Annotated in this window: 31 protein-coding genes; 15 read left to right on the forward strand and 16 right to left on the reverse strand. The window is 68.4% G+C overall.

The features are described 5' to 3' along the window. Positions 1-68 precede the first annotated feature (68 nt). The 6 genes from ACFQVD_RS09330 (at position 69) to ACFQVD_RS09355 (ending at position 4,223) form a co-directional block, all read left to right on the forward strand. Positions 69-677, forward strand: a complete 609-nt coding sequence (locus ACFQVD_RS09330) for a TetR/AcrR family transcriptional regulator (protein ID WP_343964228.1) — start codon at positions 69-71, stop codon at positions 675-677. Positions 678-1,192: 515 nt separating this feature from the next. Beyond that, entirely contained in the window at positions 1,193-1,474 is a 282-nt protein-coding gene (locus tag ACFQVD_RS09335; protein WP_343964226.1) for a heavy-metal-associated domain-containing protein, read from the forward strand. A gap of 144 nt (positions 1,475-1,618) precedes the next feature. Continuing rightward, positions 1,619-3,049 (forward strand): MFS transporter, encoded by a 1,431-nt coding sequence (locus ACFQVD_RS09340; RefSeq protein ID WP_343964224.1) that lies wholly within the window; start codon positions 1,619-1,621, stop codon positions 3,047-3,049. 129 nt (positions 3,050-3,178) lie between these two features. After that, a complete protein-coding gene (locus ACFQVD_RS09345) occupies positions 3,179-3,460 on the forward strand; it encodes a metal-sensitive transcriptional regulator (RefSeq protein ID WP_343964222.1) in 282 nt (93 codons plus the stop codon). Between the two features lie 34 nt (positions 3,461-3,494). Next, the gene (locus tag ACFQVD_RS09350; protein WP_343964220.1) at positions 3,495-3,707 is read left to right on the forward strand and encodes a heavy-metal-associated domain-containing protein; all 213 of its coding nucleotides are present in this window, start codon (positions 3,495-3,497) and stop codon (positions 3,705-3,707) included. An 87-nt stretch (positions 3,708-3,794) separates the two neighbouring features. Continuing rightward, a complete protein-coding gene (locus ACFQVD_RS09355) occupies positions 3,795-4,223 on the forward strand; it encodes a hypothetical protein (protein ID WP_343964218.1) in 429 nt (142 codons plus the stop codon). Here ACFQVD_RS09355 and ACFQVD_RS09360 read toward each other — a convergent pair. Continuing rightward, positions 4,177-4,533 carry an ArsR/SmtB family transcription factor gene (locus ACFQVD_RS09360; protein WP_343964216.1) on the reverse strand — a complete coding sequence of 119 codons (357 nt, stop codon included), beginning with the start codon at positions 4,531-4,533 and terminating at the stop codon, positions 4,177-4,179. The two genes, ACFQVD_RS09355 and ACFQVD_RS09360, sit on opposite strands and share 47 nt — an antisense overlap. An 81-nt stretch (positions 4,534-4,614) precedes the next feature. On the opposite strand from ACFQVD_RS09360, the gene ACFQVD_RS09365 reads away from it, so the two are divergent. Continuing rightward, a complete protein-coding gene (locus tag ACFQVD_RS09365; protein WP_343964214.1) occupies positions 4,615-5,730 on the forward strand; it encodes a cation diffusion facilitator family transporter in 1,116 nt (371 codons plus the stop codon). 270 nt (positions 5,731-6,000) lie between these two features. Further along, positions 6,001-6,231, forward strand: a complete 231-nt coding sequence (locus ACFQVD_RS09370; RefSeq protein ID WP_343964213.1) for a hypothetical protein — start codon at positions 6,001-6,003, stop codon at positions 6,229-6,231. Positions 6,232-6,331: 100 nt separating this feature from the next. On the opposite strand, the gene ACFQVD_RS09375 is transcribed toward ACFQVD_RS09370, so the two are convergent. Next, positions 6,332-7,243, reverse strand: a complete 912-nt coding sequence (locus tag ACFQVD_RS09375) for a hypothetical protein (protein ID WP_343964211.1) — start codon at positions 7,241-7,243, stop codon at positions 6,332-6,334. A gap of 366 nt (positions 7,244-7,609) precedes the next feature. On the opposite strand from ACFQVD_RS09375, the gene ACFQVD_RS09380 reads away from it, so the two are divergent. Then, positions 7,610-7,909, forward strand: coding sequence for an SHOCT domain-containing protein (locus ACFQVD_RS09380; protein ID WP_343964209.1), 300 nt, complete (start codon positions 7,610-7,612; stop codon positions 7,907-7,909). 15 nt (positions 7,910-7,924) lie between these two features. Then, the gene (locus ACFQVD_RS09385; RefSeq protein ID WP_343964207.1) at positions 7,925-8,161 is read left to right on the forward strand and encodes a hypothetical protein; all 237 of its coding nucleotides are present in this window, start codon (positions 7,925-7,927) and stop codon (positions 8,159-8,161) included. Between the two features lie 31 nt (positions 8,162-8,192). Here ACFQVD_RS09385 and ACFQVD_RS09390 read toward each other — a convergent pair whose 3' ends face one another. From ACFQVD_RS09390 to ACFQVD_RS09405, 4 genes are all read right to left on the reverse strand, one after another. Next, positions 8,193-8,555, reverse strand: coding sequence for a hypothetical protein (locus ACFQVD_RS09390; RefSeq protein ID WP_343964205.1), 363 nt, complete (start codon positions 8,553-8,555; stop codon positions 8,193-8,195). A gap of 3 nt (positions 8,556-8,558) precedes the next feature. Continuing rightward, positions 8,559-8,726 (reverse strand): P-type ATPase, encoded by a 168-nt coding sequence (locus ACFQVD_RS09395; protein WP_343964203.1) that lies wholly within the window; start codon positions 8,724-8,726, stop codon positions 8,559-8,561. Then, a complete protein-coding gene (locus tag ACFQVD_RS09400) occupies positions 8,723-9,154 on the reverse strand; it encodes a heavy-metal-associated domain-containing protein (protein WP_343964201.1) in 432 nt (143 codons plus the stop codon). Before ACFQVD_RS09400 ends, ACFQVD_RS09395 begins: the two co-directional genes overlap by 4 nt. 342 nt (positions 9,155-9,496) lie before the next feature. Next, positions 9,497-9,688 carry a hypothetical protein gene (locus tag ACFQVD_RS09405; RefSeq protein WP_386274299.1) on the reverse strand — a complete coding sequence of 64 codons (192 nt, stop codon included), beginning with the start codon at positions 9,686-9,688 and terminating at the stop codon, positions 9,497-9,499. On the opposite strand from ACFQVD_RS09405, the gene ACFQVD_RS09410 reads away from it, so the two are divergent. Further along, positions 9,602-9,802 (forward strand): hypothetical protein, encoded by a 201-nt coding sequence (locus ACFQVD_RS09410; RefSeq protein WP_343964199.1) that lies wholly within the window; start codon positions 9,602-9,604, stop codon positions 9,800-9,802. The genes ACFQVD_RS09405 and ACFQVD_RS09410 overlap by 87 nt on opposite strands. Before the next feature lie 885 nt (positions 9,803-10,687). After that, positions 10,688-11,317, forward strand: a complete 630-nt coding sequence (locus ACFQVD_RS09415; RefSeq protein ID WP_343964197.1) for a DUF305 domain-containing protein — start codon at positions 10,688-10,690, stop codon at positions 11,315-11,317. 168 nt (positions 11,318-11,485) lie between these two features. On the opposite strand, the gene ACFQVD_RS09420 is transcribed toward ACFQVD_RS09415, so the two are convergent. The 4 genes from ACFQVD_RS09420 to ACFQVD_RS09435 all read right to left on the reverse strand — a co-directional run bounded on the left by ACFQVD_RS09420 (position 11,486) and on the right by ACFQVD_RS09435 (position 14,026). Then, positions 11,486-12,139, reverse strand: a complete 654-nt coding sequence (locus ACFQVD_RS09420) for a class I SAM-dependent methyltransferase (RefSeq protein ID WP_343964195.1) — start codon at positions 12,137-12,139, stop codon at positions 11,486-11,488. Between the two features lie 115 nt (positions 12,140-12,254). Continuing rightward, positions 12,255-12,578: a WD40/YVTN/BNR-like repeat-containing protein gene (locus ACFQVD_RS09425; protein ID WP_386270850.1), complete on the reverse strand. Its 324-nt coding sequence runs from the start codon at positions 12,576-12,578 to the stop codon at positions 12,255-12,257. Positions 12,579-12,710: 132 nt separating this feature from the next. After that, positions 12,711-13,661: a M56 family metallopeptidase gene (locus ACFQVD_RS09430; protein ID WP_343964191.1), complete on the reverse strand. Its 951-nt coding sequence runs from the start codon at positions 13,659-13,661 to the stop codon at positions 12,711-12,713. Further along, the gene (locus ACFQVD_RS09435; RefSeq protein WP_343964189.1) at positions 13,658-14,026 is read right to left on the reverse strand and encodes a BlaI/MecI/CopY family transcriptional regulator; all 369 of its coding nucleotides are present in this window, start codon (positions 14,024-14,026) and stop codon (positions 13,658-13,660) included. Before ACFQVD_RS09435 ends, ACFQVD_RS09430 begins: the two co-directional genes overlap by 4 nt. Before the next feature lie 219 nt (positions 14,027-14,245). On the opposite strand from ACFQVD_RS09435, the gene ACFQVD_RS09440 reads away from it, so the two are divergent. After that, entirely contained in the window at positions 14,246-14,785 is a 540-nt protein-coding gene (locus ACFQVD_RS09440; RefSeq protein ID WP_343964187.1) for a DUF4396 domain-containing protein, read from the forward strand. A gap of 22 nt (positions 14,786-14,807) precedes the next feature. Here ACFQVD_RS09440 and ACFQVD_RS09445 read toward each other — a convergent pair whose 3' ends face one another. Both ACFQVD_RS09445 and ACFQVD_RS09450 read right to left on the reverse strand, forming a co-directional pair. Beyond that, complete coding sequence (locus ACFQVD_RS09445; protein WP_343964185.1) at positions 14,808-15,176, reverse strand: hypothetical protein; 369 nt, start codon at positions 15,174-15,176, stop codon at positions 14,808-14,810. 115 nt (positions 15,177-15,291) lie between these two features. Next, complete coding sequence (locus ACFQVD_RS09450) at positions 15,292-16,104, reverse strand: class I SAM-dependent methyltransferase (RefSeq protein ID WP_343964183.1); 813 nt, start codon at positions 16,102-16,104, stop codon at positions 15,292-15,294. 86 nt (positions 16,105-16,190) lie between these two features. Here ACFQVD_RS09450 and ACFQVD_RS09455 point away from each other — a divergent pair, with 86 nt between their 5' ends. Then, positions 16,191-16,673 carry a GbsR/MarR family transcriptional regulator gene (locus tag ACFQVD_RS09455; RefSeq protein ID WP_343964181.1) on the forward strand — a complete coding sequence of 161 codons (483 nt, stop codon included), beginning with the start codon at positions 16,191-16,193 and terminating at the stop codon, positions 16,671-16,673. A gap of 153 nt (positions 16,674-16,826) precedes the next feature. Here ACFQVD_RS09455 and ACFQVD_RS09460 read toward each other — a convergent pair whose 3' ends face one another. The 3 genes from ACFQVD_RS09460 to ACFQVD_RS09470 all read right to left on the reverse strand — a co-directional run bounded on the left by ACFQVD_RS09460 (position 16,827) and on the right by ACFQVD_RS09470 (position 19,779). Then, positions 16,827-17,180: a beta/gamma crystallin domain-containing protein gene (locus ACFQVD_RS09460; protein WP_343964179.1), complete on the reverse strand. Its 354-nt coding sequence runs from the start codon at positions 17,178-17,180 to the stop codon at positions 16,827-16,829. 428 nt (positions 17,181-17,608) lie between these two features. Next, positions 17,609-18,829, reverse strand: a complete 1,221-nt coding sequence (locus tag ACFQVD_RS09465; protein ID WP_343964177.1) for an FAD-dependent monooxygenase — start codon at positions 18,827-18,829, stop codon at positions 17,609-17,611. Between the two features lie 23 nt (positions 18,830-18,852). Then, positions 18,853-19,779: a quinone oxidoreductase family protein gene (locus ACFQVD_RS09470; protein ID WP_343964175.1), complete on the reverse strand. Its 927-nt coding sequence runs from the start codon at positions 19,777-19,779 to the stop codon at positions 18,853-18,855. 277 nt (positions 19,780-20,056) lie between these two features. Between ACFQVD_RS09470 and ACFQVD_RS09475 the strand changes: the two genes are divergently transcribed. Continuing rightward, complete coding sequence (locus tag ACFQVD_RS09475) at positions 20,057-20,470, forward strand: MarR family winged helix-turn-helix transcriptional regulator (protein WP_343964173.1); 414 nt, start codon at positions 20,057-20,059, stop codon at positions 20,468-20,470. A 217-nt stretch (positions 20,471-20,687) separates the two neighbouring features. On the opposite strand, the gene rph is transcribed toward ACFQVD_RS09475, so the two are convergent. Next, positions 20,688-23,435: a rifamycin-inactivating phosphotransferase gene (gene rph / locus ACFQVD_RS09480; RefSeq protein WP_343964170.1), complete on the reverse strand. Its 2,748-nt coding sequence runs from the start codon at positions 23,433-23,435 to the stop codon at positions 20,688-20,690. Positions 23,436-23,718 lie beyond the last annotated feature (283 nt).

A 23,718-nucleotide genomic window follows, 5' to 3' on the forward strand; every position in this document is an offset into this window, starting at 1 on the left:
GTATGGTTGTGTACGACTTCGAGCCGTGAGAGTAACACGTATATCTCTGTACGAGTTAGGGTGGTGGCATGCCTACCGTCTCTGTCGGTCCGCGCCGGCGCGCGGACGCCGAACGCAGCATCGCCCGCATCGTCTCCGCAGCACGCAAGAGCCTGAGCAGTGATCCGGACGCGAGCGTCGACGACATCGCCAAGGCCGCCGGAGTGGGCCGGATGACGCTGTACGGCCACTTCCGCACCCGGGCGGAACTCGTCGAAGCCGCACTGGTCGACGCACTGCGCGCCGGTGAGGAGGAACTGTCGTCCGTCGATCTCACCGGGGACGCACGAGAGGCCCTGGCCCGGTTGCTCGGCTCCAGTTGGTCCCTCATGGCCGAGTCCATGGCGTTGTTGAACGCCGCCCAGAAAGCCCTTCCCGCCGGGCGCGTTCGCGAGCTGCACGCCGCCCCCGCGCGGCGTGTCGAGGAGCTCATCCGCCGCGGCCAAGACGACGGCGTGTTCCGCACCGATCTGCCGATCTCCTGGCTGATCAATGTCCTGCACTACATCCTGAAAGGCGCCGCGGAGGAGAGTCGCGCCGGGCGCATGGAAGCAGGCGGTGCCGCCCGCGTCGTCATCGCGACGGCACAGTCGATCCTGGTCGCCTTACCGCCCGACCTTCACCCATCACCGAAGTAGCGCCATCCCATAGAGCCCTTTCTCGCCCAGGTGTTCTGTCGTTGCCGCGTCGCAGGACAGTCCTTCGCCGCCCGCACCCGTCTCGCCGTCCAGCAACCTCGCCTGGCCGCATCGCTTCGGCCGCGCAGGCCCATTTCACCGACGAACTCACCGCCGCCGTCGCCGACATCCTCAACGGCGACAATGCTCTCGCGCCGACCACCCCCCACTCTGCGGCACACCCTCGAGGCCGGCCTCCTGCACCACGGCGTCGCCGTCGTCGTCGCCGAGTTCCCGAGCCTCTCCCACCTGGACGACACCCCCGCCTGCGTCGACCTCGAACGGTCGGCGAACTCCCCACCATCAGCGAACAGGGCGTATCAGCCTTCACCGACCTGGGCTAACACAGTCACGTATGCCTGGTGACAGGAGTCGTACCAACACCCTGGTCTCCCATTGGCAGCTTAACCCCTGGGGGGTATGTTAAAGTCGCAAGCCGAGATACCCCAATGGGGTACATGCGAGAGGAGAACCTTATGTGCACGGCATGTGCGTGCGGCCCCGCGGACGGCACCCCCGCGCAGATGGAGACCGGAGTCGGGAGCGTCTATCAGGTCAGCGGGATGACCTGCGGGCACTGCGTCTCCTCGGTCTCCGCCGAGATCGGCAAGGTCGACGGCGTGAGTGACGTCCAGGTCGACCTGGCCACCGGTGCCGTCACCGTCAGCGGGACGGGCTTCTCCGACGAGGAGATCCGCACGGCCGTGGGCCGGGCGGGCTACGCACTGGCCGACGCCTCGCCGGTCAGCGCCTCCTAGGGCGACTTCGCCCGAGAGAACAGACGGTGGGCGTGCACTGGCATGCACGCCCACCCTCGGGGCCGGTCCGACTTCGACATCACACCCAACCCCCATGACGCATCCTGCCACCACGGCGTGGATGCGAGAAATCAGGAGTGCGGCATGAACGCCGTCAACCCCCGCAGGTGGCAGGCACTCATCGTGCTCGCCGCCGCGCAGTTCATGGTCATCATGGACACCTCCATCATCGGCGTCGCCCTGCCCGACATGCAGCGCGACCTCGGCTTCTCCTCCGGCAACCTGCAGTGGGTGTTCAACGCCTACGTCATCGCCTTCGGCGGCCTGCTGCTGCTCGGCGGCCGGCTGTCGGACCTGTTCGGCGCCCGCAAGGTCTTCACCACCGGCTGGATCATCCTGATCGCCGGCTCCGTCGTCGCCGCGCTGGCGGCCGACGCCTGGGTCGAGATCCTCGGCCGCGGCGTCCAGGGCGTCGGCGGCGCACTCATCGCGCCCGCCTCGATGACCCTGCTCATGACGCTCTTCGGCCACGATCCCCGCGAACTGGGCAAGGCCATGGCCCTGTACGGCGCGGCGGCACCGGCGGGCGGTACCGCCGGGGTGTTCCTGGGCGGCGTCATCACCGAATACCTCAGCTGGCCCTGGGTGTTCATCGTCTACGTCCCGATCGGCCTGGCCACCCTCGCGGCCGTCCCCGCCCTGCTGCCCGCCGTTTCGGGCAGGCGCGGTTCGGTCGACGTACTGGGCGCCATCGCGGTCACCGCGGGTATCGCCCTGGCGGTCTACGCCATCGTCCGGGCCCCCGGACAGGGCTGGGGCTCGGCCACCACGCTGCTGGAACTTGCCGGAGCGGCCGCGCTGCTGGCACTGTTCCTGGTGATCCAGCGCACGGTCCGCGCCCCTCTCATGCCGCTCGGCGTGTGGAGGACGCCCGGCCTGGCCACCTCCAACCTCGCGATGGCGCTGCTGGGCGCGGCCTGGATCCCGATGTGGTACTTCCTCAACCTCTACCTACAGCAGGTACTCGGTTACGGCGCCTTCCCCAGCGGTGCGGCGCTGCTGCCGATGACCGTCGCCATCATGATCTTCATGATCGGCGTCACCGCGAGGCTGCTGGGCCGCTTCGGCGCCAAGCCACTGATCGTCGCCGGCCTGCTCGTCCTGGCCGCGGGCCTGGCGGGTTTGTCGCTCGCCAGGCCAGGCGGGACGTTCGCCGTCGACGTGCTGCCCGCCTCGCTGATCGCCGCGGTCGGCATGTCCCTGGCCTACATCCCGGCCATGATGTCGGCCATGTCCGGGGTGCGCCCCGAGGAGAGCGGTCTGGCCTCCGGGATCGTCAACACCACCTACCAGGTCGGCTCCGCGCTCGGCCTGGCCGCGATGACCGCGATCGCCACCTCTCGGGGTGCCGCGGAGCTGGAAAACCTGCCCGCGCTCACCGGCGGTTTCCAGGCCGCCTTCATCGGAGCCGGAGCCGTGGCCGCCACCGGTGCCGTACTGACTCTGCTGCTCATGCGCACGCCGAACCAGGCGGCGCGAACACGGCCGGAGGAGCCCCAGCCGGCCGGTGTGTAACGGATCCGGGGACGCGTCGCGGACGCGTCCCCGGAACGTCGCAGCGAATTCCGCCCGATGATCCAGAAGGCCTCCGGAATACGGTACGGGGGTATTGTGTTATGGAAGGCGACGACGAAGGGCGGGGACATGCACGGCTACACCCACAACAAGCAGGACCATTTGCGGCGGCTGCGCCGCATCGAGGGCCAGGCCCGCGGCCTGCAGCGGATGGTCGAGGAGGACAAGTACTGCATCGACATCCTCACCCAGGTGTCGGCGGCCAACCGGGCTCTGCAGTCCTTCGCGCTGTCCCTGTTGGAAGAGCACCTGGCGCACTGTGTGGCCGACGCGACCGCCAAGGGCGGCGCCGAGGCCGAGGCGAAGGTCAAGGAGGCCACCGACGCCATCGCCCGCCTCGTCCGTTCCTGATCAACGAAACCAGCGACCAGAAGGAGCGATCGCCATGACCACCACCACCTACACCGTCACGGGCATGACCTGCGGCCACTGCGTCTCCTCCGTCAGGGAGGAGGTCGGCGAGGTCCCCGGCGTCACCGGCGTCGACGTCGACCTGGCCACCGGCCTGGTGACCGTGCGGAGCGAGAGCCCGATCGACGCGGCGCAGATCACCGCCGCGGTCCAGGAGGCCGGATACGAAGTGGTGACCCCGTCGTGAACACGCCGGCCAGGCTGGGCACCTACGCCCTCGGACTCGCCGTGATCTTCGGCGGAGCTCTGGGGGTCGGCAACGCGGTACTTCATCGTGGCCTCCCGCGATCTGGGCAGCTTCCAGCACCTGCACCCCGAACTGACCGGTGACAGCGTATGGTCGGTGAAGCTGACCCTGCCGCAAGCGGGCGCGTACCGGGCGTTCGCCGACTTCGCCCCCGAGGGCGGCAGCGGACTGACCCTGGGCGCCGACCTGCAGGCCCCCGGCGCCCATGAACCCAAGGCGCTGCCCGCGACGAGCCGTACCTCCACGGTCGACGGTTACACCGTCACCCTGGACGGGGCCCTGACTCCCGGCGCGTCCAGCAAGCTCACCCTCTGCCACTTGTCGTTGACGTGCTGGGACAGGACCGGCAACAGTGGTTGCCGGTCGCGGGTGCGGTGGGCCATGCGTTGCGCAGCCGGTCGCAGCGAGTTCAATCGTGTGGTGGGAGATGGCCGAGTTGGTGGTCGGCGGCATTGAGCGCTTCGTCGACCAGGCGCCGCAGGTGCCCGTGGCGCAGGGCGTAGATCACACGTCGGCCTTCTTTTCGGGTGGTGACCAGGTCGGCCAACCGCAGGCGGGCCAGGTGCTGACTGACGGCCGGGCGGGCGAGGTCGCAGGTCGCGGTGAGCGTCGTCACGTCCGCCTCTCCTTCGGAGAGCTTCTGCAGCAGAGCCAGGCGGGTGCGGTCGGCCAGCAGGGACAGGATGTTGGCGGCCACCGTCAGACGTTCGCCCTGGTCGCGCTCTTGCGAGTCGTGCGCACCTGATAGGTGCATGCGTGCGCTCATATGCACATAATGAGGGGTAGGCGGCCTGCCGTCCAACCGGCCCACCTCAATGTCCCCCGACGCGCACAAGCTGGAGCTGTCATGAGCGATCCGAACACCCCTCACAAGCCGCACCGCCCTGACCGCCTACCGGGCGGCGACCCGAACGAACACGCAGACCACGGCCACCCCCATGGGCATGACCACGGGCATGGGGAGGCGAGCGGGCACGGCGGGGTCCGCGCACTGCTGGCCCTCGCCGGGCACGCCTTCACCTCGCACAGTCATGACAGCGCCGACAAGACCGATGCGGCGCTGGAGTCCAGCAGCCGCGGCATGCGCGTGCTGGCCATCTCTTTTGCCGTACTCATGATGACCGCTGTGTTCCAGACGGTGATCGTGGCGTTCTCCGACTCGGTCGCCCTTCTGGGCGACACGTTGCACAACTTCGCCGACGCCCTGACCGCGGTGCCGCTGGCGATCGCGTTCTCGGTGGGGCGCCGGGCGGCCACCCGGCGTTTCACCTACGGCTACGGCCGCGCCGAGGACCTGGCCGGGGTCGTCATCGTGGCCCTGATCGCCACCTCCGCGGGCCTGGCCGGGTATGCGGCCGTCAGGCGTCTGATCGCCCCCGAGAACGTCCAGGCGCTCGGCTGGGTGGCCACCGCGGGTGTGGTCGGTTTCCTCGGTAACGAGTGGGTCGCCCGCTACCGGATCAAGGTCGGCCGCCAGATCGGCTCGGCCGCGCTGGTGGCCGATGGCCTGCACGCCCGTACCGACGGTTTCACCTCCCTGGCCGTCCTTCTTGGCGCGGGCGGCGCCGCGCTCGGCTGGCCGCTCGCCGACCCGATCGTGGGCCTGCTGATCACGGTGGCGATCTGCTTCGTGCTGCGCGACGCCGCACGGGAGATCTACCACCGGCTGATGGACGCGGTCGACCCCTCTCTGATCGAACGGGCCGAGCAGATCGTCGCCCGAGTCGCGGGCGTGGAGCGCATCGGCTCGATCCGGCTGCGCTGGATCGGGCACGCGCTGCGCGCGGAGGTCGACATCGTGGTCGGCCACGAGCTGTCGCTGGTGCAGGCGCACGCGGTGGCGGTCGAGGCTGAGCATCGCCTCATCCATGAGCTGCCCCGGCTGCGGGCGGCCACCGTGCACACCGATCCCGGCGGGCCGGAGGGCACCGACCACCATGCGATCCTGGCCGCGCACGCCTAACGTGGCGGTTTATCTCCCGGTGCTTGTGCCAGCCGGGGTCACCGGTCGATCAGCATCAGCTCAGGTCACAGGCGCCGCCCGCCCGTCTCCCCTGGATCGGCCTCGGCGGCGGGCGGCCGGGTCCCGGCCCTCCTGCCAGCGGGCCGGCGCCTCGGGCGAGATGCGGGCGCAGCGGGCCGGCGAAGCGACCGAGGTGTGCCTGGAGCAGGCGAGCAGCGTGGAGGTGTTGCGCCGTCTTCGGCGGCGTGCGTCAGCGCCGCCGTCGTCGGTGTGATCGCCAACCTCGCGCTCTACTTCGCCGAGCACACCCTGTTCGCCCACACCTTCACCTGGGTGTGGGGCCCGTTCCGTGCCCGGCTGCCCGAGCCGGGCACGCTCAGCCCGATCGCCCTGGCGATCACGCTGGCCGCGCTGGTGATGACGTTCGTGCTGAAGTGGCCGATGCTGCGCATCCTGGGGATCTGCGCGCCGCTGGGCATGGGCACGGTCCTGCTGCCGTGAACCGCCGCACCCAGCGCGGCGCCACCGGCCTGTGTCTGCCGGACCCGCCGTCGGCCGCAGGGCTTGTTCGGCCGTGTTCCCTGATCTCTTACCGTCCCCTTCAGCGGACGTGCAGGGTGACGGCGGCGGTGCGCAGGGTGCCGGCGGTCTGGAACTGCAGGAACAACCGCCAGTTGCCGGATGCGGGCAAGCCGATCATGAAGTCCAGGGTGGGGCCGCCGTGCCCGTCGGTGACCTTGGTCTGCGGGTGAAGGTGGGCGAACGCCTGATCGCCCTGGTGAAAGGCGGTCAGGTGGGCGTAGGTGTCCAGATAGGGCTGCAGGTCGGTGACCGGCTTGCCGTCCTTGCGGATCGTCACGGTCAGCGGGCTCATCATGCCGGCCTTCAGGTTGCCGCGCAGGGTCAGGGTGTAGCCGTCGACCATGGTGGAGGCCGAGGGCGGCGGCAAGGCGGCGGTGGCGGCGGTGCCAGGGACGGTGAGGGTGCGGCTGAGCACGAAATCTCGGCCCTTGCCCGGCCCGGTGTCCGGGGTGAACTGGGTGAACAGCCGCCAGTGGCCGGGCTGGAGGGGGGCCAGGTGCGCGGTCCAGGTGCCGTCGCCGGTCATGCTGGGGTGGAGGTGCTGGAAGCCGGTCAGGTCCGAGCTGATGACGTAGAAGTGCAACCGCTTGGTCTGGTTGAGGGCGAAGGCGGTGACCGGTGTGCCGCCGGGGCCGGTGATGGTGAACCGGTAGGTGGCCGCCTTACCGGCCGGGAGGGTGGCGTTGGGCGAGGTCAGGGTGTAGCCGTCCTGCTGGGCGGACAGGCCGTTCCGTGGGGGCATGCCGGGCATGGGTGTAGCGGAGGGGTTGCCGCCGGACGGCATCGACGCTGAGGCCGACGTGGGCGTACCGAGTGCGGGAGGGCCGGGGGTGTGGGAGCCGTAGGCGGCCGACCCCAGCGCCAGGCTCCCCGTGACGCAGGCTGTGGCGATGGTACGCCGCGTGAAGAGCACACGCGGGAGAATCGGCACCGAGACCACCTCCTCACCAGCAGCATCGCGTCACCGCAGGTCAGGCGCCACCAAAGGCGCGGAGATCTTCAGGTCGCACCGCAGCCCGCTGCAGCGGGCCTCCGGACCTGCTTGAAGATCACGTTCCCGGTGCAGGCTCCCGCTGTCCCTGACCTGCTGTAACGCCCCACGCGGGCCGGTGGACCGGCCTGCGACCACTCAGAGCGCTGAGGACAGGGGACCAACAGCGCCGCAGCCAGGACTTTCGGCCCCCGCGTGCATGACCCGGACGGTGAGAGCATGACAGTGACACCGAAAAAGGGATCGGGATCGGCAGCACGACCAAAGCCGTGCCCGCCGCGTCGCCGATGCGGGGGTGAAAAAACGATGATGCCCTGGTATGGCCACAACCTGAGCGGATGGGGCTGGTTCGCGATGTCCGTCGGCATGATCGTGTTCTGGGGTGTGACCATCATCGTTGTCGTCGCGGTCGTCCGTGCCCTGGGCCGCTCCCAGGACTACCCGCGCCCACCTGCCGGGCCCTCCCCTGAGCAGGTGCTCGCCGAACGGTTCGCCCGCGGCGAGATCGACGAGGAGGACTACCGGCGGCGCCTGAGCACGTTGCGCACCTCCACCGCGCCGAACACCGACCCCGGGCCGCGCACCACGTCGTTGCCGCCCTCCTGAGCAGGAGGCCCGCCGATGAACATCGTCAAGAACACCAAGCGGGTCTATGGCCTGTACGCGCTCGTTTTCGTCGCCGCCTGGGTCGGCGCGTTGGCATTTGGCATGCCCGGCCGCATCCTCATCCTGCTGGCCATCGTCGCCGCCTGCCCGCTGATGATGTTGTTGATGGGGGATACGCGCGGTGATCGCGGCGATGGGGATCGGCACACCGGACAGGGGAACCCGCCTCACTCTCACCGGCCCGGGCGGTAAGCGCCGGGCCCGCGCGTGAGCACGCCGACGCTCACCCTTCGGCCGGGAAGGTACGCGGCAGGCGCAGTCGTTTGAGGGCCAGGGCGTTGACCGCGACCATGACCGCGGTGCGTCCCCCGGCGGCCACCTCGTCTCGGCGAGCACCGAGCTTACCGAAATCGACGCCCTCGTGTTCCAGCAGCCGCCGGTTGCCGACCGCCACCCGGTGTCCGGCCACGTCGGCTACGGCACCGTGTCCGGGAAAGTTCTCGAACCGCCCGGCCCGTACCCGGCCCAGGCCACGTGCGTCGGCGTGAGCGGCGATCGCCTGGGCCAGCGGGTGCTCGGACTCGCGCTCCACCGCGGACACCAGCCGCAGCAGCTCGTCCTCGCCGATCCCGCCGTCGACCAGCACCGGTCAGAAGGCCGCCCGGTCGGCCAGCCGCTGTCTGGGGGCCTTGGAGTTCTGGGCCTGCTGCACCAACTTGACGATCTGGGCCAGGGCGGTGTCCGCGCCGACCCGGGTGACGCGTACCCGCAGGGTGCCGTCAGCCCCACCGTGATCCACGCGCTCGGCCGGGATCACGTGGGCTTCGTGCCCGGCGGTCCCGGCTCGCGCTGTGCCGTCCACATGGGTGCCGCGACCGGGTGTGTGCTGTTTCGGCAGCATGGTGGTGCCGTGGGAGGCGGGAGGGTGACCTTTGTGGCCGGTGGGCGGGGGTCCGGCTCGGTCATCGGATCGCAGATGTGAGAGGGCACCGACTGACCGGCGCGGTGATACCCGCATTCGATCACCCAGGTGCGCAGCTCGGCCAGACAGGTGCGGGCTGGGTCGAACACCGCGGTCGCTGTCTGGGCCACCGGGTTGACCTCCACCTCCAGCACTCCCGGGCGGCGGCCGAGGCAGGCCGCGACGATGTTCTGCTCCGAGGCCCACCGCAGTCCGCTGACGTCGAGGACCGCAGTACTGCGCTCCTTGCCGACGCCGTGCCGGGCGTCCGTGTGATCTGTCATGGCCTTTCTCCTTCATGCCGGAGGGCGCCGAGGTCGAAACCCTCCTATCGCCAATCGTGAATTTCTCCGCCAAACGCGACCCCCTGCTGACCGGCGCCGCCGGCATACGGGCTCGACGAGGAACAGGCCCACCCCAGGCTCCGCTCACGGCGGCGTTTCCGTGCCGCACATCATGTCGTTCTCCTTGAGGAGACCATGCCCAGATCCGAGAGATCTCCAATCGGAGGGAATGGCCCACAAGTTCCACTGCCGGAGTCTCGGTTCGGCTTCCCACGAGGGTGCGCCGGCGTTGCCCGGGGTACATGGCGGCGCGTACGGCGAGGCCGGACGCCGGTATCGGACCTACCCGCTACCCGTCGGGGAGAGGCAGGCACCTGTGGGCATGCGAGGCATGTTCCGCTCGCCGAACCAGGCTGCCGGCCAGTGCCGCATCCGGAACATCTCGGCATGCTGATCACTGCGCACCGTGCGGGCGAACCCCGCAACCTCCTCGTGCTCCGCCTTTTCGTATACGGGCAGTTGCTGGGCCATCATCACCGCTGTCATGTAGTGGCCGATCCTGTCCTGCAGGAACGCCTCTTCCAGCGTGTCACCGACAACTTCGACAGTTCGCGCATCGTCGGTCCAGCGATGCAGGTCTGCACCTGAAAGAGATCATCCACTACGGCACATAGTTGGCAAGCGCGAGGATCATGGTCCCACACCCGGCGGTGAGATCGATCCACCAAGCCGCTTGATCATGAAGCCCCGAAGCGATCATCGCTGCCCTTCCAGTCGAGCGGGCGCCTCCGTCACCCGATTTTCCAGCGGGATGCCCGGCAAGGTGGTGTGATGGGGAGAGCGCTCCGCTCACTCGCCCCGGCGATGAGAGGTGATCTCGATTCAGACTCCTCGTCGCCGTTCGCCCCTTCGAAAGTTCCTGCCGCGCATCTATGTCGAATTATTCTACTATCCTAGATCGTAGAATAATCGGAAAGACTGGGCCGCGGCTGCGAGGGAGGACGATGGGCGACCCAACCGGCCGGCCCGCGTCGTGGGTGTCGTGCAGGCTTCTGCTGATCGCTCTGGTTTTGGGCGTCGCCGGGATGCACACGTTGGGTCATCTGAACCACCAACGGGTGCACGGCAACACGCCTGCCGCCTTCGGGCATTCCGCTACCGCCGATCATGGAGTGCGAGAAGCGCGCCCCATGTTCCGCCCCGCCCCGATGCCCCAGGCCGAGCAACTGATCTCAAAGCTTGGAGACACTCCCCTTACCCCTGATCCGGGCTCGGTCTGCCTGGCCGTGCTCACCTCGTTTCTTCTCCTCATCGGTATGGCATCCATGCGGACGTGGCGGACCTCACAGGCCCGAGCGGCCGGTGCCTCACCGAGGCCACTCCTCACCCGCCCACCCCCGCGAAGGACGGCCCTACGCCTGGCGCGTCTCTCGGTTCTACGCGTATAGGCCGATCACCTGCGCGGACGGCACCACGGATCCGCCCGCAGACGAGCGGCACGCAGATACGACCGACCGGAAAGAGATCACAGAGATGTTCGCCAACCGATCCGCCCTTCGCAGACTCGCACTGACCGCCACGGCGGGAGCCGGCGCTTTCACGCTGCTCACCGCCTGTGGAGGCGGTGACGATGCGCCGACCGGCCACACCGGCATGACCAGCAGCGCTCCCGCTGCCGTCCCTACCGCAAGCCAGAAGTCGCAGACCTCCTTCAACAACGTCGACGTCACCTTCGCGCAGATGATGGTCCCGCATCACGAGCAGGCCCTGGAGATGGCCGAGCTGGCCGAGACGCGCGCCTCCGATGCGGAGGTGAAGGAACTGGCGGCGACGATCAAAGCCGCGCAGGGGCCGGAGATCGCGACCATGACCGACTGGTTGTCCACTTGGAAGGCTTCCACCTCAGAGGGGGGCCACGGTGAACATGTCATGCCCGGCATGATGACCGAGAAGGACATGGTCAAACTCCAGGCGGCGAAGGGCGCGCAGTTCGACCGGATGTTCGTCGAGCTGATGATCGCCCATCACCAGGGGGCGATCACGATGGCCAGGACCGAGCAGGCCGACGGGGCCGAGCCCAAGGTCAAGGAACTCGCCAGGAGCATCGAGACCGCCCAGCAGGCGGAGATCGAGCAGATGCAGGAGCTTCTCGACCGGCTCTAGGCCATGGAGCGGCCTACAGTGTCCAGAGGAGATCTCCCCCGCTGACTTTCAGCGTTGGGTGTCGTGGTTCATTCGCCGCCTTCACCACAAGTGGCGGTCAAAAGAACTCCCTTGTTCGCGCCACCGCTTTGTTCCGGATCGCATTATGGGTGCGCCGCGCCGCGGCCGCTACCGATGCGGGGGCCAGGACGCGTCCTGGCCCCCGCATCGGCGAGCCGTCCCGAGGATGAGGTATGACAACGGCGTGCGGATCTCGGGAAGCAGAAACCGTTCCAGCCGCTCAAGGGTGAATCCTGCCCGCTCAATCGCCGCCGCGGTGTCGCGGCCGGTGTGGCAGCCGCCGAACAGGCGGGGCCATATCGTGGCGTCCAGCAGACGCTGAATGCGGATCATGCCAGATGAGTCGGCCAGGACGTGTTCGAGGAAACGCAGCTGTCCTCCGGGTTTAAGCACCCGGTACACCTCCCGCAACGCCGAAGCCTGGTCGGGAACCGAGCACAGCACCAGGGACATCACCGCGGCGTCGAAGCTCGCGTCCTCGCCCGGCAACCGGTCGGCGAGACCGTCGACAACGTCGACCGGTATGAGGGCCTTGCCGGCATTGACCCGTGCCAACCGGCGCAGACGCGGCTCCGGTTCGACCGCGAGCACCCGGGCAACGGCCGGCGGATAGTGGGCGAAGGTCAACCCGTTGCCGGCGCCCACCTCGATCACTTTTCCCGAGAGTCCGGCCAGCAGCGCCTCCCGACGCTCGGCCAGACCTGCGCGTTCCATCACCTGGCTGATACGGGCATAGAACCGCGCGAAGATCGGATGGTTCACACCTGTCCTCGTCATCGTCTCCCCCCGTTCCCATCATCACCCGCCGACGCACCGGCGGCTCTGCCGGCCCGCCACTCGAACCGGAGCGATCGAGCCATGGTCTGTGAAGGGGGGCTCAGTGCGAGGCGGGACGGTAGGGCACCGAGAACCGATGTCCTGCGTCTGTCGACTCCACGACGGTTCCGTCCTGCGTGGCCGCGAGAAGACGCCGCCGGTCGACAGCCGCGAAGGCGGCGGCTGGGCCTGGCAGCCGGCCCACCGCCTGCCAGGTTTCACCGGCGTCCCTGCTGGTGTACACCTGGCCGTCAGCCCCGGCTCCGACGAGATCGTCTTTGCCGACAGAGTCCACGTGGGACATGAGCGGGGAATCGGCGAGCGCGGTGAAGTTCACGCCACTGTCATCGCTGATCTGGAGTCCGTCCGGTGTGGTCGCGTACACACGATCCGGTTTATGCGGGTGAGCGGCCAGGTCGATCACCCTTGCTCTCGTCCCCGGCACCCAGCTCTTACCTTGATCACCGCTGCGCCGTATCCGACCCGTCTGGCTGTCGTAGTCGTAGGTGTTTCGTGGCTAGAACAGCGAGATGTTGTGGCAATGGTGGGCCAGAAACGAGCTCACCCCGGGAATTACGGCCACGGCTGCGGGGCCGATGAGAAGGAGGGCGACTACGGCCAGGCCCGCGACGCGTTCCCGGAGTTCGAGCGGTGCCGCCGGGCTGAGCATGCGTCGGACACGGGTGAGGGCGGTCTCGCCACCCGCGCCCAGCGCGAACGCGGGTGTCCGTCCCGTGGCGAGCCGGACCAGCGCGGCGGCGATGTGAATACGCGGGTGGCGGCGAGCCGCGACGTCGTCGGCGAGGAGCTCGATCAGCCGTGCGATCTCGCTCCGGGCCCGGGCGAACAGCGGCAGATGGGGGAAGGCTCGGCAGAAGGCCTCGGCGGCGGCCAGGACGAGATGATGGCGCCCGCGCAGGTGCGCCTGCTCGTGAGCGAGGACAGCGGCGACCTGCTCGGGAGCCAGGGACCGCAGGGCCGCGGTCGTGATGACCGCCCTGCCGTCGCGGCCGGGCAGGCAGTAGGCGGCGGCCTCGTCGTGATCGAGCACGACCGCGTCCAGCGCGCCGTCGTGGCGGCCGAGGAGGTTCAGCATCTCGGCGTGCCGTCGCCGTTCCCGTCGCGCCCTGAGCAGAATGGCCGCCCCGCAGTAGGCGATCCTGGCCGCGACCAGCCCGGCACCGAGCAAGGCGACGCGAGCGTCAGGGGCGGCAAGGGACGCGCCGTCGGAGAGCATGTCCGCGCACGCCTGGAAGAACTCGGCCAGGCCGTGGCCGACCACATTGCCTGGGATCGCGACGGCGAGGGCGGAGAAGATCGCGGAGGCGGCCACGGAGGCGCAGCCGGCCAGCCAGACGCAGATCGCCAGACGAGGTGCGCGATCAGCCCATTCGCCCCGGCCCAGCAGGCGGGGCAGCGCGACCACCGCGACCATCGCGTACAGGGCCAGGACGGCCGCGGCCATCATGTGCGCCCCCCGGGCGGATACACCTTCAGGGCGGCCTCCAGTGCGGTCGCCTCCTCGGGGGTCAGCCGCTCCAGGAAGTGCACCAGCGTGGCCGCCTGGTTTCCGCTGGAGGCGAGACTGCTACGCATCAGCTCGGCGGTGTAGGCCTCCTTGCTGGCCACCGTCTCGTAGACATACGCCCGGCCGACCGGCTTCCTGCGGAGCAGGCCTTTCTTGTGCAGCTTGTCCATCACCGTCATGACGGTCGTGTAGGCGATGTCCCGCTCACGACGGAGATCTTCGAGCACGTCCCTGACCGACGCCGGCCGGTGATACGACCACAGGCGCTCCATGACCGTGGACTCCAGGTCTCCCAGACCACGCATCAGGTGAGACTCCCATCTGGCGGCGAATCATTCAATGCTACTGGCCGTCGTAGATGCCTGGCATGCGTCGCTTCCGCCACCGGCCCGCCGATCGCCGGGTTCACGATCGTGGCGGGCCCGATACCCGCAGCCTCCTGACGCGAGAAGCGTTGTCCGTATACCCCTTACCCGTATATGGTGGCCAGAGCTAGGAAAAGATGCGCGAGCCGGGAGGCTGGGATGGCGGAATCGATGGACTCCAAGAATCGCGCTGGACACGAGGAGCCCCACGGGCATGACCACCACGGGCATGACCACCACGGGCACGGCGGCCACGCACGGAAGGCCACCTGGCGGGTGGCCTCGTCGGCGACCCTGCACTGCCTCACCGGGTGCGCCATCGGTGAGGTGCTCGGCATGGCGATCGGCACGGCTCTGGAATGGCCGAATGTGCCCACCATCATCTTGGCCATTGTGCTGGCCTTCTTCTTCGGCTACGCGCTCACCCTGGTCGGGTTGCGCAAGGCAGGCGTCAACTGGCGCAAGGCCCTGCGGCTGGCGCTGGCGGCCGACACCCTGTCCATTCTCGTCATGGAGATCGTCGACAACGCCGTCATGGTCGCGGTTCCCGGCGCCATGGACGCTGGGCTGACCTCCGGCCTGTTCTGGGGAACCCTCGCCTTCGCCCTCCTGGTGGCCTTCCTGGTCACCACGCCCATCAACAAGTGGGTCATCGGCCGGGGCAGGGGACACGCCGTCGTCCATGCCTACCACCACTGACGGGCGCCGACGTGCTAAGCCCTCATCCGCTGGTCGCGGTGAGCGCATCGAAAGGTTCCTGTGACGCTCGACCGTAGCGGCGAGCAGATCGCGGATGTAGCGCAGGACGGGAGAGGCGGGGGCCCAGCGGCACCACCTGCACCTTGTAGCGCCGTTTGCGGGCGAGGTGTGCAAGATTGGCGATCTGTGCGCCAGGCCCGATGGAGCCGACGGCGGTGCGGCGGACATAGGTCGCATAGATGCGATCGAAGGGGCGCCACACCCGGTGGCGCGGCACGCGCCGTCCCTCGAGTCCCACATCACCGTCCAGACGCCCGAACCACCAGGCCTGCATCGGTGGCGTGACGCCCTTGGGCGCCTCACCTGCGGCACCCGTCGATGAGCCGGTCAACGCCCGACAGGTTCTCCGTCAGCCACCAGAGGACCGACAGCGGCTGGGGACCCCCTGGTCGTACAGGCTTTCTGTGGTACCGGGGAGATGTTGATCGGGTTTCGCCGGCCTGAACTCAGAACCGGAAGCGCACGATGCGGGTGGACTGTTTCATGCCCGGCAGCAGGTTCATGAGGCGATATACGCGGCGGATGTTCGCGGGTGCCTTGGCCATCAGTATCGGTGAGTCGTACATCGGCGCCTCGTCGACGTACTCGAGCCCCGGGTGCCACTCAGCGAGCGCGGCCGGGTTGTCGAAGCCGCAGTGGAACCGGGCGCCATACCTGCGCAGCGTGGGATCCCATCTCGAGGTGCGCCACGCCCAGACCGGTACCGTGTCGATCTGGATTTGGCCGGCCGGGAAGGCGCCGACGACGTTGGTCAGCAGCCGCCGGACGTCCGGCTCGGTCAGGTAGGGCACCAGCCCCTCGGCGATCATCAGCACCGGCCGGCCGCGAGGGATGCGTTCCAGCCAGGCAGGGTCGGTGACGCTGGAGCCGATCAGGGTGTAGTGCTCGCGTGGCGGCAGGAATCGTTGCCGCAGTTCGATGACGGCGGGATAGTCCAGGTCGTACCAGTCGACGGTGGCTGACGGGTCGATCCGGTACACCCGGGCGTCGAGGCCGCAGCCCAGATGCAGGACCACCGCGTCGAGGTGATCGGCCAGGAAGCTCCGGGCCCAGTCGTCGTGGGCTCTGGCGCGGACCACCGCCGCGAGGCCCAGCTGGCTGGAGCCGAATCTGCGCTTGTCGTAGCCGGGGTCAAGGCGGCGCATCACCTGCTCGGCGTACTCATCGCCGAGGATCGGGTCCGGCAGCCGGTTGTCCAGAGCTTTGGCCTTGAGGACGGGGCTGAGGGTCTTCTGCACCCCGACGAGCTCGGTCTCCACAACAGCGACGTTACTCTGATTTCACGAATTTCGTGAAATATTTGAATAATCTAACTGTGCGGGCCACGATAAGGAAAGGAGCTGCGGTGACGCGAGCGGACGAGGGCGCCATCGCAGATTTCCGTGAACGATTCGCGCAAATCATGGTCGAATCCGGCATGCCCCGGATGGCCTCGCGTGTTTATGCCGCGCTGCTGGTCACCGACTCCGGCAAGCTGTCGGCCGCCGAGCTCGCCGAGCGACTGGACGTCGGTGCGTCGGCGATCTCGGGGGCGGTCAAATACCTGGTGCAGGTGCGACTGGTCGAACGTGGCCGCGAACCCGGTACCCGGCACGACTTCTGCCGGATCCACGAGCACACCTGGAGCCACTACTTCAGCCAGTCCGACCCGGTGCTGGTCCGGGTGCAGGCCGGTGCCGACGAGGGCACCGCGCTCCTGGGGCTCGACTCCCCCGCCGGGCGACGGCTGGACGAGACCCGTCAGTTCTTCGCGTTCATGCGCGAGGAGATCAAGCAGTCGATGGCGAAGTGGCGGCGGCTCCAGGCGGCCGAACGCGAGGCGGGCTGAACGGTCATCGGGATCCTGCCGAGTCGACTGCCGGGCTCCGGCAGTCGCGGCTCGGTCGCGGGACCGCCGACCACAATCTTGAAAGGCCCGCCGCCGGTCACGCCTGCGGGGCGTGACCGGCGGCGATTCCGGCGGCAGCCAGATGTCAGCGTGTCACACGATCTGGATGGCGACGACCTTCGGAGGACGGTTCGGGAAGGTGATGTCGTGCCAGCGCTCGATCTTCACCGAGTCGCCGTTGGCGTCGTAGTAGATCAAGTCGTTGTTGCCCGTGGAGATCCGGTCGACCCACCATCCGCCGAAGTCGGTCCTTCCGGCATTGGCGTAGCAGTCGACGCTCTGGCGGCCGTCGAGGTGCGACCAGATCTTCAGGAAGTTCTCGCCGCCAACGCATTGGACGTGGTCGATGGCGAAGGCGGTGCCACCCGGGAGGGTGACGGTGAAGGCGGCGGCTGCGACGAGCGCCACGGCCATGGAACGGGCGTTCTTCTTGCTCTTCGAGATCACAGATTCTCCTCCTGTGGAGACCGGCGCGCACGGCCTCGGCCCTGTTGGTGACGTCACATCCCGACGGAACGGCGCTTCGCCGGACTGGCAGACGGCCGACTGCGCACCGGAGTGGGCCCTCGCGACCACACCTTTCCGTGACGCAACCGGATCGCTTGGTAACTCATAGTAATACCACTCTTTGCCCGGCCAACGCTCCGAACGAGCCCTCCGCTCCCGAAGATGTCCCAGCCATCAGGTAAGGAGTGACCCCACGGTTGCCTGAGCCCACCAACGTCGCCATAGCCCCGGGACCCGGATGTTCTCCGTACAGAGCACGCCGCCCTGGCGACTGCCACCCACACCTTGTGACCCCGGCGTCACCGGCCTGCTCCCCCTCCCCAAATGAGCGTCGCCGTTCGAGTGCGTACATGCGGGCCGGGCTCTTGTCAGCCGGCGTGGGCGATGTCCAGCTCCCGTTCTCGGATGGACTTGCTGCTGCTTCGCAGGGAGCGCAAGGCATTGCCGATCACCGGGAACCGGAGGCTGCGCGCCAGGACCGGCCGGAGGGCGATCTGCCGCCGGCTGCCGGGGGTGACAAAATACCGTTGTTCGACGCCGTTGGCCTGGTAGTAGGTCATGTGCGGGCGGAGCTGCGCCTCCCAGGCGCGCAGAGCGCCGCGGATGTCACCGGGGTGACGGTGCAGCATGCTGCCGAGCAGGTCGGCTCCGGCGAGCCCGGCGGAGATCCCCATGGCGGAGTACAGGCCGGGGCACCACGCGGAGTCGCCGACCAGCACAACCCGGCCGTGCGACCAGGCGTCCATGCGGGGTTGCTCCACTGAGTCGAACAAGAAATCGTCGGCGGCGTCGAGCGCGTCAAGCGCCTCGCCGAGCAGCCGGCCTGTGGGCTGAGGTCCGTACGCGGCGCGGACCTGTTCGGCGGGCCGACCGGTGAACTCGGCGTCGACGTCGTCGGTGCGGTACGAGAAGAGCACGGTGGGCGGGTGGTCGGCGAACGGAAAGACCCACATGGCCCGGCCGGGCTCGAGGAGACTCGCCCCCTCGTGTGGGGAGAGCCCGCCGACCGGGCCCGGCAGTATCGTCGCCGCGATCATGTAGCCGAGCCGATGCAGATATCTGTCGTGCGGGCCGAAGACGAGACGCCGGACCGCGGACCGCAACCCGTCGGCGCCCACGACGAGGTCGAATCGCTCGGTCACGGATCCACCGTCGTGTTCGAGCGTCACCTCGACACCGGAGGCATCCTGCTCGATGCGGGTGGGGGTCGTCGCGTAGCGGATCTCCATGTCGTGCGGGAGCGCGGCGAAGGCGGCACGTTCCACGTCACCACGCAGCATCATGCGAGGCGAGACCGGCAGATCCCCGAACCCCATGCCAGGTTTGCGGACACCGGCGCGATCCACGGTGTAGGTGATGCCGCTGGGCGACGATCGGTCGGGGATGGCGTCGAGAATGCCGAGTCGCCGCGCCGCGGCCTGGCCGGCGCCGAACAACACGACGAAGTAACCACCCGATCGACGGCCCGGCGCTCTCTCCACGATCACCGGTTCCCAGCCGATGCGCCGAAGGCCGATCGCCGTGGCGATGCCGCTGACGCCGAGACCCACGACCAGGGCCCGTCTCCTACTGCTGCTCAACGAAGTCATGGCTTCCTCCTCGGATGTGACGGCTAGGGGACGAAAACGATGCGGTCGTCGGTCTCGGCGGTCCACGCCTGTGCGACCTGGGCGAGGGGTACGGTGCGAGCCCGTACGTCGATCGCGCCCGCGGCCACCACTGAGGCCAGCTCCGGCAGCTCGGCGAGGAAGTCCCGGGCGGAGACCGAGCCGATGCCGCTGCCGACGATCTGCAGGCGGGCGGAGCGCAGTGCCGCGGAGGGGATCGGCGCGGTCCGGCCGGCGATGGATCCGATCTGGATCCAGGTCAGCGGGGCGGCGCGGTCGGCGCGGGCGGTGAGCATCGGAATCATGGCTTCGGCGGCGGATTCACCCCACACGTAGTCGATGACCACGTCGACGTCGGCTGCGCGGCCGATCTGGTCGAAGGTGATCGTCTCGTCGGCACCGAGCGCGGTCAGCGCCCTCAGGCGGGTGGTGTCGCGGCCGGCGGCGATGACCTGGGCGGCGCCGAACAGTTTGGCGATCTGGACCGCCATCCGTCCGGCGCTGCCGGTGGCGCCGAGGACGAGGACGCGCTGGCCGGCGTGGAAGTCGACGCGTCGGCGCAGCGCGACCCAGGACGACATGGCCGGGTTCATCGCGGCGGCGATCCGCACGGGGTCGATGCCTTCGGGCAGGATCACGCTGCGGCGAGGATCGACGAGGGTGCGGTCAGCGAACGTCCCCAGAGCTGTGTCGTCCAGGGCCACGTAGCGGACGTTGCCCTCCTTGTCGCGCACCACGCCGTCGACGCCGGGGACGAGCGGGTACACGCCGTTGCTGGAGTAGTGCGAGCCGTTCGCCTTTGCCCTGGTCAGATGGTGCAGGCCGGCCGCGAGGACCTCAACGACCATCTCGTCGCCGTGGCGTTCCGCGGGGTCGGGGTGGTCGCGATAGACCGGCGGGGCATCGACTGCCGGGATGACGGCAGCGTGCATGGTGACCTCCCAAGATGGTTTGCATTACCAACCACCTCCATAGTGGTTGGTAATACAAACCATGTCAACGGATGCGATTCGATCAATGCCGCATCACGTTGTGTGGTTTCACCATCGCGCCCGGGAGCGCATGGGGCCGTGCGCGACGAGCAGCGCAGCCGTGGCGGGGTTGCCGTGGCGCGATCCGTGGCGGCGTGAAACCGGGGGGCCGTTCGCCTCCGCTCGGGCCGGCTTCGGCATGGTTGGTATTGCCAACCATGCGGACTAGCATGGCGGCATGACCGCCACCGACGATGTCATGGACGCCCTCGTCCGGACCACCTTCGAGGTGGCAGGCGTGCTGACCCGCATCGGCGGCGAGCACGACCTGTCGCTCACCCAACTACGGGTGCTCGGCATCCTCCGCGACCGCCGCGCCCGCATCACCGAACTGGCCGCCTATCTCGGCCTGGACAAGTCCACGATGTCCGGCCTCGTCGACCGCGCTCAGCGCCGGGGGTTGCTGACACGCGACAAGAACCCCGATGACGGCCGGGTCGTCGATGTGTACATGACCCCAGCCGGGCTCGAACTGGCCAAGCGAGTGGAGGACGAAGTCCGGCGCGCCCTGGCACCCATGACCGGCCGCCTGAACCCGGAACAGCTCGATCAGCTCGTCAAGCTGCTCGAACTCGTCTTGATCCGCCCGTAGCGAACACACGGCCGGATGGACGGGCTCCATCACGTACCCGTCTCCCGGGTCGCCTCGACGGTTCCGGACGACCCGGGAGGTCCCCAACCGACCATGACCGGGATTCATGCTGGTGAGGTCGCCTGTTCAACTGTCGCGAATTGCCGCTCCCGTAGAGCGCGGTGGTGCCGAAGATGGCCCACCTCGAGTGCTGGAGTCCCGGGTCCGAGGCGACGGTTCAGGGGAGGATCTGGACGTACCCATCGGTTCCGTGAATGCGGATCCGCTGCCCGTCCCGGATCAGCCGGGTGGCCTGCTCCACCCCCACAACGGCCGGCAAGCCGTACTCCCGCGCGATCACCGCCCCATGCGTCATAAGGCCGCCCACCTCCGTCACCAGTCCGGCGACGGTGACGAACAGGGGGGTCCAGCTGGGGTCGGTATAGGTGGTGACCAGGATGTCGCCCGCCTCCAGGTCTGCCTGCGCCATGTCCATGACGACACGGGCACGGCCCTCGACGATCCCGGCCGATACCGGGAGGCCGGCCAGCGCGCCGGGCGGGGCGTCCTCACGCCGGTACTGGCCGGTGATGGCCTCGCCGTCCGATGTGAGGATCCGGGGCGGTGTGAGCGCCTCGTACGATCGGAACGCCTCCCGCCTTTCCAGAATGAGTTCGGCGTCCACGCCGTCGGTGCGCACGACTTCTTGCAGCTCCGAGAACCGGAGGAAGAAGATGTCCTCTTTCTCGCGCAGGACGCCGGAACGGACGAGGCGATCGGCTTCCCGCAGCAACGCCTGCTTGTAGACGAAGTAGCGGCTGACCATGCCGTACTTGGGGTACTCCCGGTATCCGGCGAAGGTGCGGACGCGGTCGATCATCCGCTTGGTCTCCTCGGCCTTCTGCTCCCCGTGGGGCAGGGCGCGCAATCGCGTCAGAAGTTCCTGTTCTTTCCGTCGTGACTCCAGGCGTCCTTGCTCGAAGTGTCGTTTGCCGGCACCCGGCTCGAAGTTCTTGATGTTGCCGAGGATGGTGGGCACGAGCGTGGCGGGATGCTCGCTCCAGCGCGTTCTGGTGATGTCGATCTCGCCCGCGCAGCGCATGCCGTACTCGTCGAGGTAGCCCCGGATGGCGTCACGTGCTTCCCGTCCGCCAGCCAGCCCGGCCAGCTCGTTCAGGAAGCCGTCGCCCTCCCGGCCTTCGTCCACGACGCGGTGCAGGAACGTCACGACGTCCGCGTGCGGTCGGATTGTGTCCGCGACGTCGAGGAGCGCCAGCCCCATCTCCGACGTGACGTTGTGGGGGACGGATTGCGTGAGCGCGTCGGCCGCGTTCTTCTCGCCCAGCCACGCCTCGAGGCGGTCATTGAGCCACCAGGTCGCCTCCATCGCCGCCATGATCACCTGGATGCCCTGCGGATCGAACAGGATGCGCTTCAGCTCTGCGATGTCGGCCAGGATGAAGTCGAGCAGCACCGGTCCGGACAGAGCCTGGATCTCGCTCCGCAGGGTGGCGACGGACGCCTGACTGTGTCGGATCAGCTGGGTGACAACGGCCGGATCGGTCTCGATCGGGGCGGGTGGGTCACCGGCGGGCGCGGCGATGGAATCTTCGTCCGGAAGTGAGCGGATGAAGTCGCCGCGGTCGAGGACGGTCTGTAGCGCGTCCCGAATCAGCGGGTCGGACTTCCCCAGGGTCCCGAGGAGGTTCGCGCGACCCGCGGGCGTCGCCAGGACGGGGGCTACGTCGACGAACAACCGGCCGCCCGCCTCGTGCATCGGCCGTGGGGTCGTCAGCTGCCACAGGGAGAGTCCCAGCGGCTTCATCGCGTCGGTCATCATCTGCTGGTGACCGACGGAGACGTAGACATGGTTCTCCTGGTCGTCGGTCCTCGGGATGGGGAACAGGGTGGTGATCGGCCGGCTCTGGACGATGTGGAAGTCATCGCCGACCAGGCACCATTCGATGTCCTGGGGCCTGCCGAAGTGCGCTTCGATGCGCCGGCCCAGCCGCACCAGGTTCACGACCTGCGCATCCGTCAGAGTCGGCTGCGTCTGCCGCCACGGTTCGATCGGTGCGTCCTGGGTACCGCCTCCCGGCGACGCCTGGACGAACCGCGGCTTGGTGGCGACCGCCGTGCTGACGACCTGATCGTCGCGCACCGTGTAGACGTCCCCGGCGACCAGACCGGAGACAAGCGCCTCGCCGAGCCCCCAACCGGCTTCCACAGTGGCGATCTTCCGGTTCGAGGTCACGGGGTCCGCGGTGAAGAGGATCCCGGCCGCGTCCGGGAACACCATCTGCTGTACGACCACGGCCATCCGCACCTTGCGGTGGTCAAAGCCGTTACGGCGCCGGTAGGTCACTGCCCGCTCGGTGAACAGCGAGGCCCAGCACCTTCGGACGTGCTGAAGGATCGCCGGTAGGCCCACGATGTTCAGGTACGAGTCCTGCTGGCCGGCGAAGGACGCGGTCGGCAGGTCCTCGGCCGTCGCGCTGGAACGCACCGCGTAGGAGGCCTGCTCCCCGAGTCGGGCGAGCGATTCGCTGATCGCTGCCACAAGATCGTCGGGAACCGCGACGCCTTCGACGACGCGGCGGATGTCGGCGCTCAGGGTGCGGATCACCGCACGGTCGTCCGGTTTCACGCGCGACAGCCGGTCAAGCTGAGCGTCGATCGACGGCGCCTCGGCCACGACCCGCTGGAAGGCGTCTGTCGTGACGCAGAAGCCGTCCGGTACGCGGATGCCATTGATTCGCGAGAGCTCGCCCAGGTGCACTCCCTTTCCGCCGACGTCTGCGATATTCGTCGAGTCGATCTCCTCGAAACCCAGCACGTAACCCAATTCCGTTGCTCCGTCGTTCGTCGGGTCGGTTCGCAACGGGCAAGTATGAAGCACTTTCTGGCGACTCATGAGACGCACGAATCTGATATAAAGTGAAAGTGGCGGGGAGTGGCGCGCGCAGCCCGGCCCGACCTCGCCCACACCGGCATCCCGGGCCGCCGTTCACGCCCGGCGACAGCAGCAGCCTCCTGGCCGCCGACGTCGGCTACCCCGGCCCGGTCTCCGCGTGGCCGGCAACAGGGTCGCCAATTCGCACTTTACTGGTGAGACCGCATATCCAACTGTCGCGAATTGTCTCAGCCCTGCATTCAAAGAGTCACCGTATGTACTCCCCCAGGCCCTACTCGGGTTACGGTGCGACTGCTTCTGTATGTGTCCACTCGGTCAGTGCGCTCGAGTCCGGTGAGCCGGGACGGCCCGCATG

It is taken from the genome of Streptosporangium amethystogenes subsp. fukuiense (assembly GCF_042665875.1).
GTDB classification, from domain to species: domain Bacteria; phylum Actinomycetota; class Actinomycetes; order Streptosporangiales; family Streptosporangiaceae; genus Streptosporangium; species Streptosporangium fukuiense.

Coding starts and splice junctions, on each gene's coding strand:
- ACFQVD_RS09435 (WP_343964189.1), bottom strand. CDS start 14,026: ATGCGTGGTCTGGGAGACCTGGAGTCCACGGTCATGGAGCGCCTGTGG.
- ACFQVD_RS09430 (WP_343964191.1), bottom strand. CDS start 13,661: ATGATGGCCGCGGCCGTCCTGGCCCTGTACGCGATGGTCGCGGTGGTC.
- ACFQVD_RS09360 (WP_343964216.1), bottom strand. CDS start 4,533: ATGAGCGCACGCATGCACCTATCAGGTGCGCACGACTCGCAAGAGCGC.
- ACFQVD_RS09380 (WP_343964209.1), top strand. CDS start 7,610: ATGATGCCCTGGTATGGCCACAACCTGAGCGGATGGGGCTGGTTCGCG.
- ACFQVD_RS09470 (WP_343964175.1), bottom strand. CDS start 19,779: ATGCACGCTGCCGTCATCCCGGCAGTCGATGCCCCGCCGGTCTATCGC.
- ACFQVD_RS09465 (WP_343964177.1), bottom strand. CDS start 18,829: ATGACTTCGTTGAGCAGCAGTAGGAGACGGGCCCTGGTCGTGGGTCTC.
- ACFQVD_RS09385 (WP_343964207.1), top strand. CDS start 7,925: ATGAACATCGTCAAGAACACCAAGCGGGTCTATGGCCTGTACGCGCTC.
- ACFQVD_RS09440 (WP_343964187.1), top strand. CDS start 14,246: ATGGCGGAATCGATGGACTCCAAGAATCGCGCTGGACACGAGGAGCCC.
- ACFQVD_RS09345 (WP_343964222.1), top strand. CDS start 3,179: ATGCACGGCTACACCCACAACAAGCAGGACCATTTGCGGCGGCTGCGC.
- ACFQVD_RS09330 (WP_343964228.1), top strand. CDS start 69: ATGCCTACCGTCTCTGTCGGTCCGCGCCGGCGCGCGGACGCCGAACGC.
- ACFQVD_RS09340 (WP_343964224.1), top strand. CDS start 1,619: ATGAACGCCGTCAACCCCCGCAGGTGGCAGGCACTCATCGTGCTCGCC.
- ACFQVD_RS09365 (WP_343964214.1), top strand. CDS start 4,615: ATGAGCGATCCGAACACCCCTCACAAGCCGCACCGCCCTGACCGCCTA.
- ACFQVD_RS09335 (WP_343964226.1), top strand. CDS start 1,193: ATGTGCACGGCATGTGCGTGCGGCCCCGCGGACGGCACCCCCGCGCAG.
- ACFQVD_RS09350 (WP_343964220.1), top strand. CDS start 3,495: ATGACCACCACCACCTACACCGTCACGGGCATGACCTGCGGCCACTGC.
- ACFQVD_RS09400 (WP_343964201.1), bottom strand. CDS start 9,154: ATGACAGATCACACGGACGCCCGGCACGGCGTCGGCAAGGAGCGCAGT.
- ACFQVD_RS09410 (WP_343964199.1), top strand. CDS start 9,602: ATGCTGATCACTGCGCACCGTGCGGGCGAACCCCGCAACCTCCTCGTG.
- ACFQVD_RS09475 (WP_343964173.1), top strand. CDS start 20,057: ATGACCGCCACCGACGATGTCATGGACGCCCTCGTCCGGACCACCTTC.
- ACFQVD_RS09415 (WP_343964197.1), top strand. CDS start 10,688: ATGTTCGCCAACCGATCCGCCCTTCGCAGACTCGCACTGACCGCCACG.
- ACFQVD_RS09405 (WP_386274299.1), bottom strand. CDS start 9,688: ATGATGGCCCAGCAACTGCCCGTATACGAAAAGGCGGAGCACGAGGAG.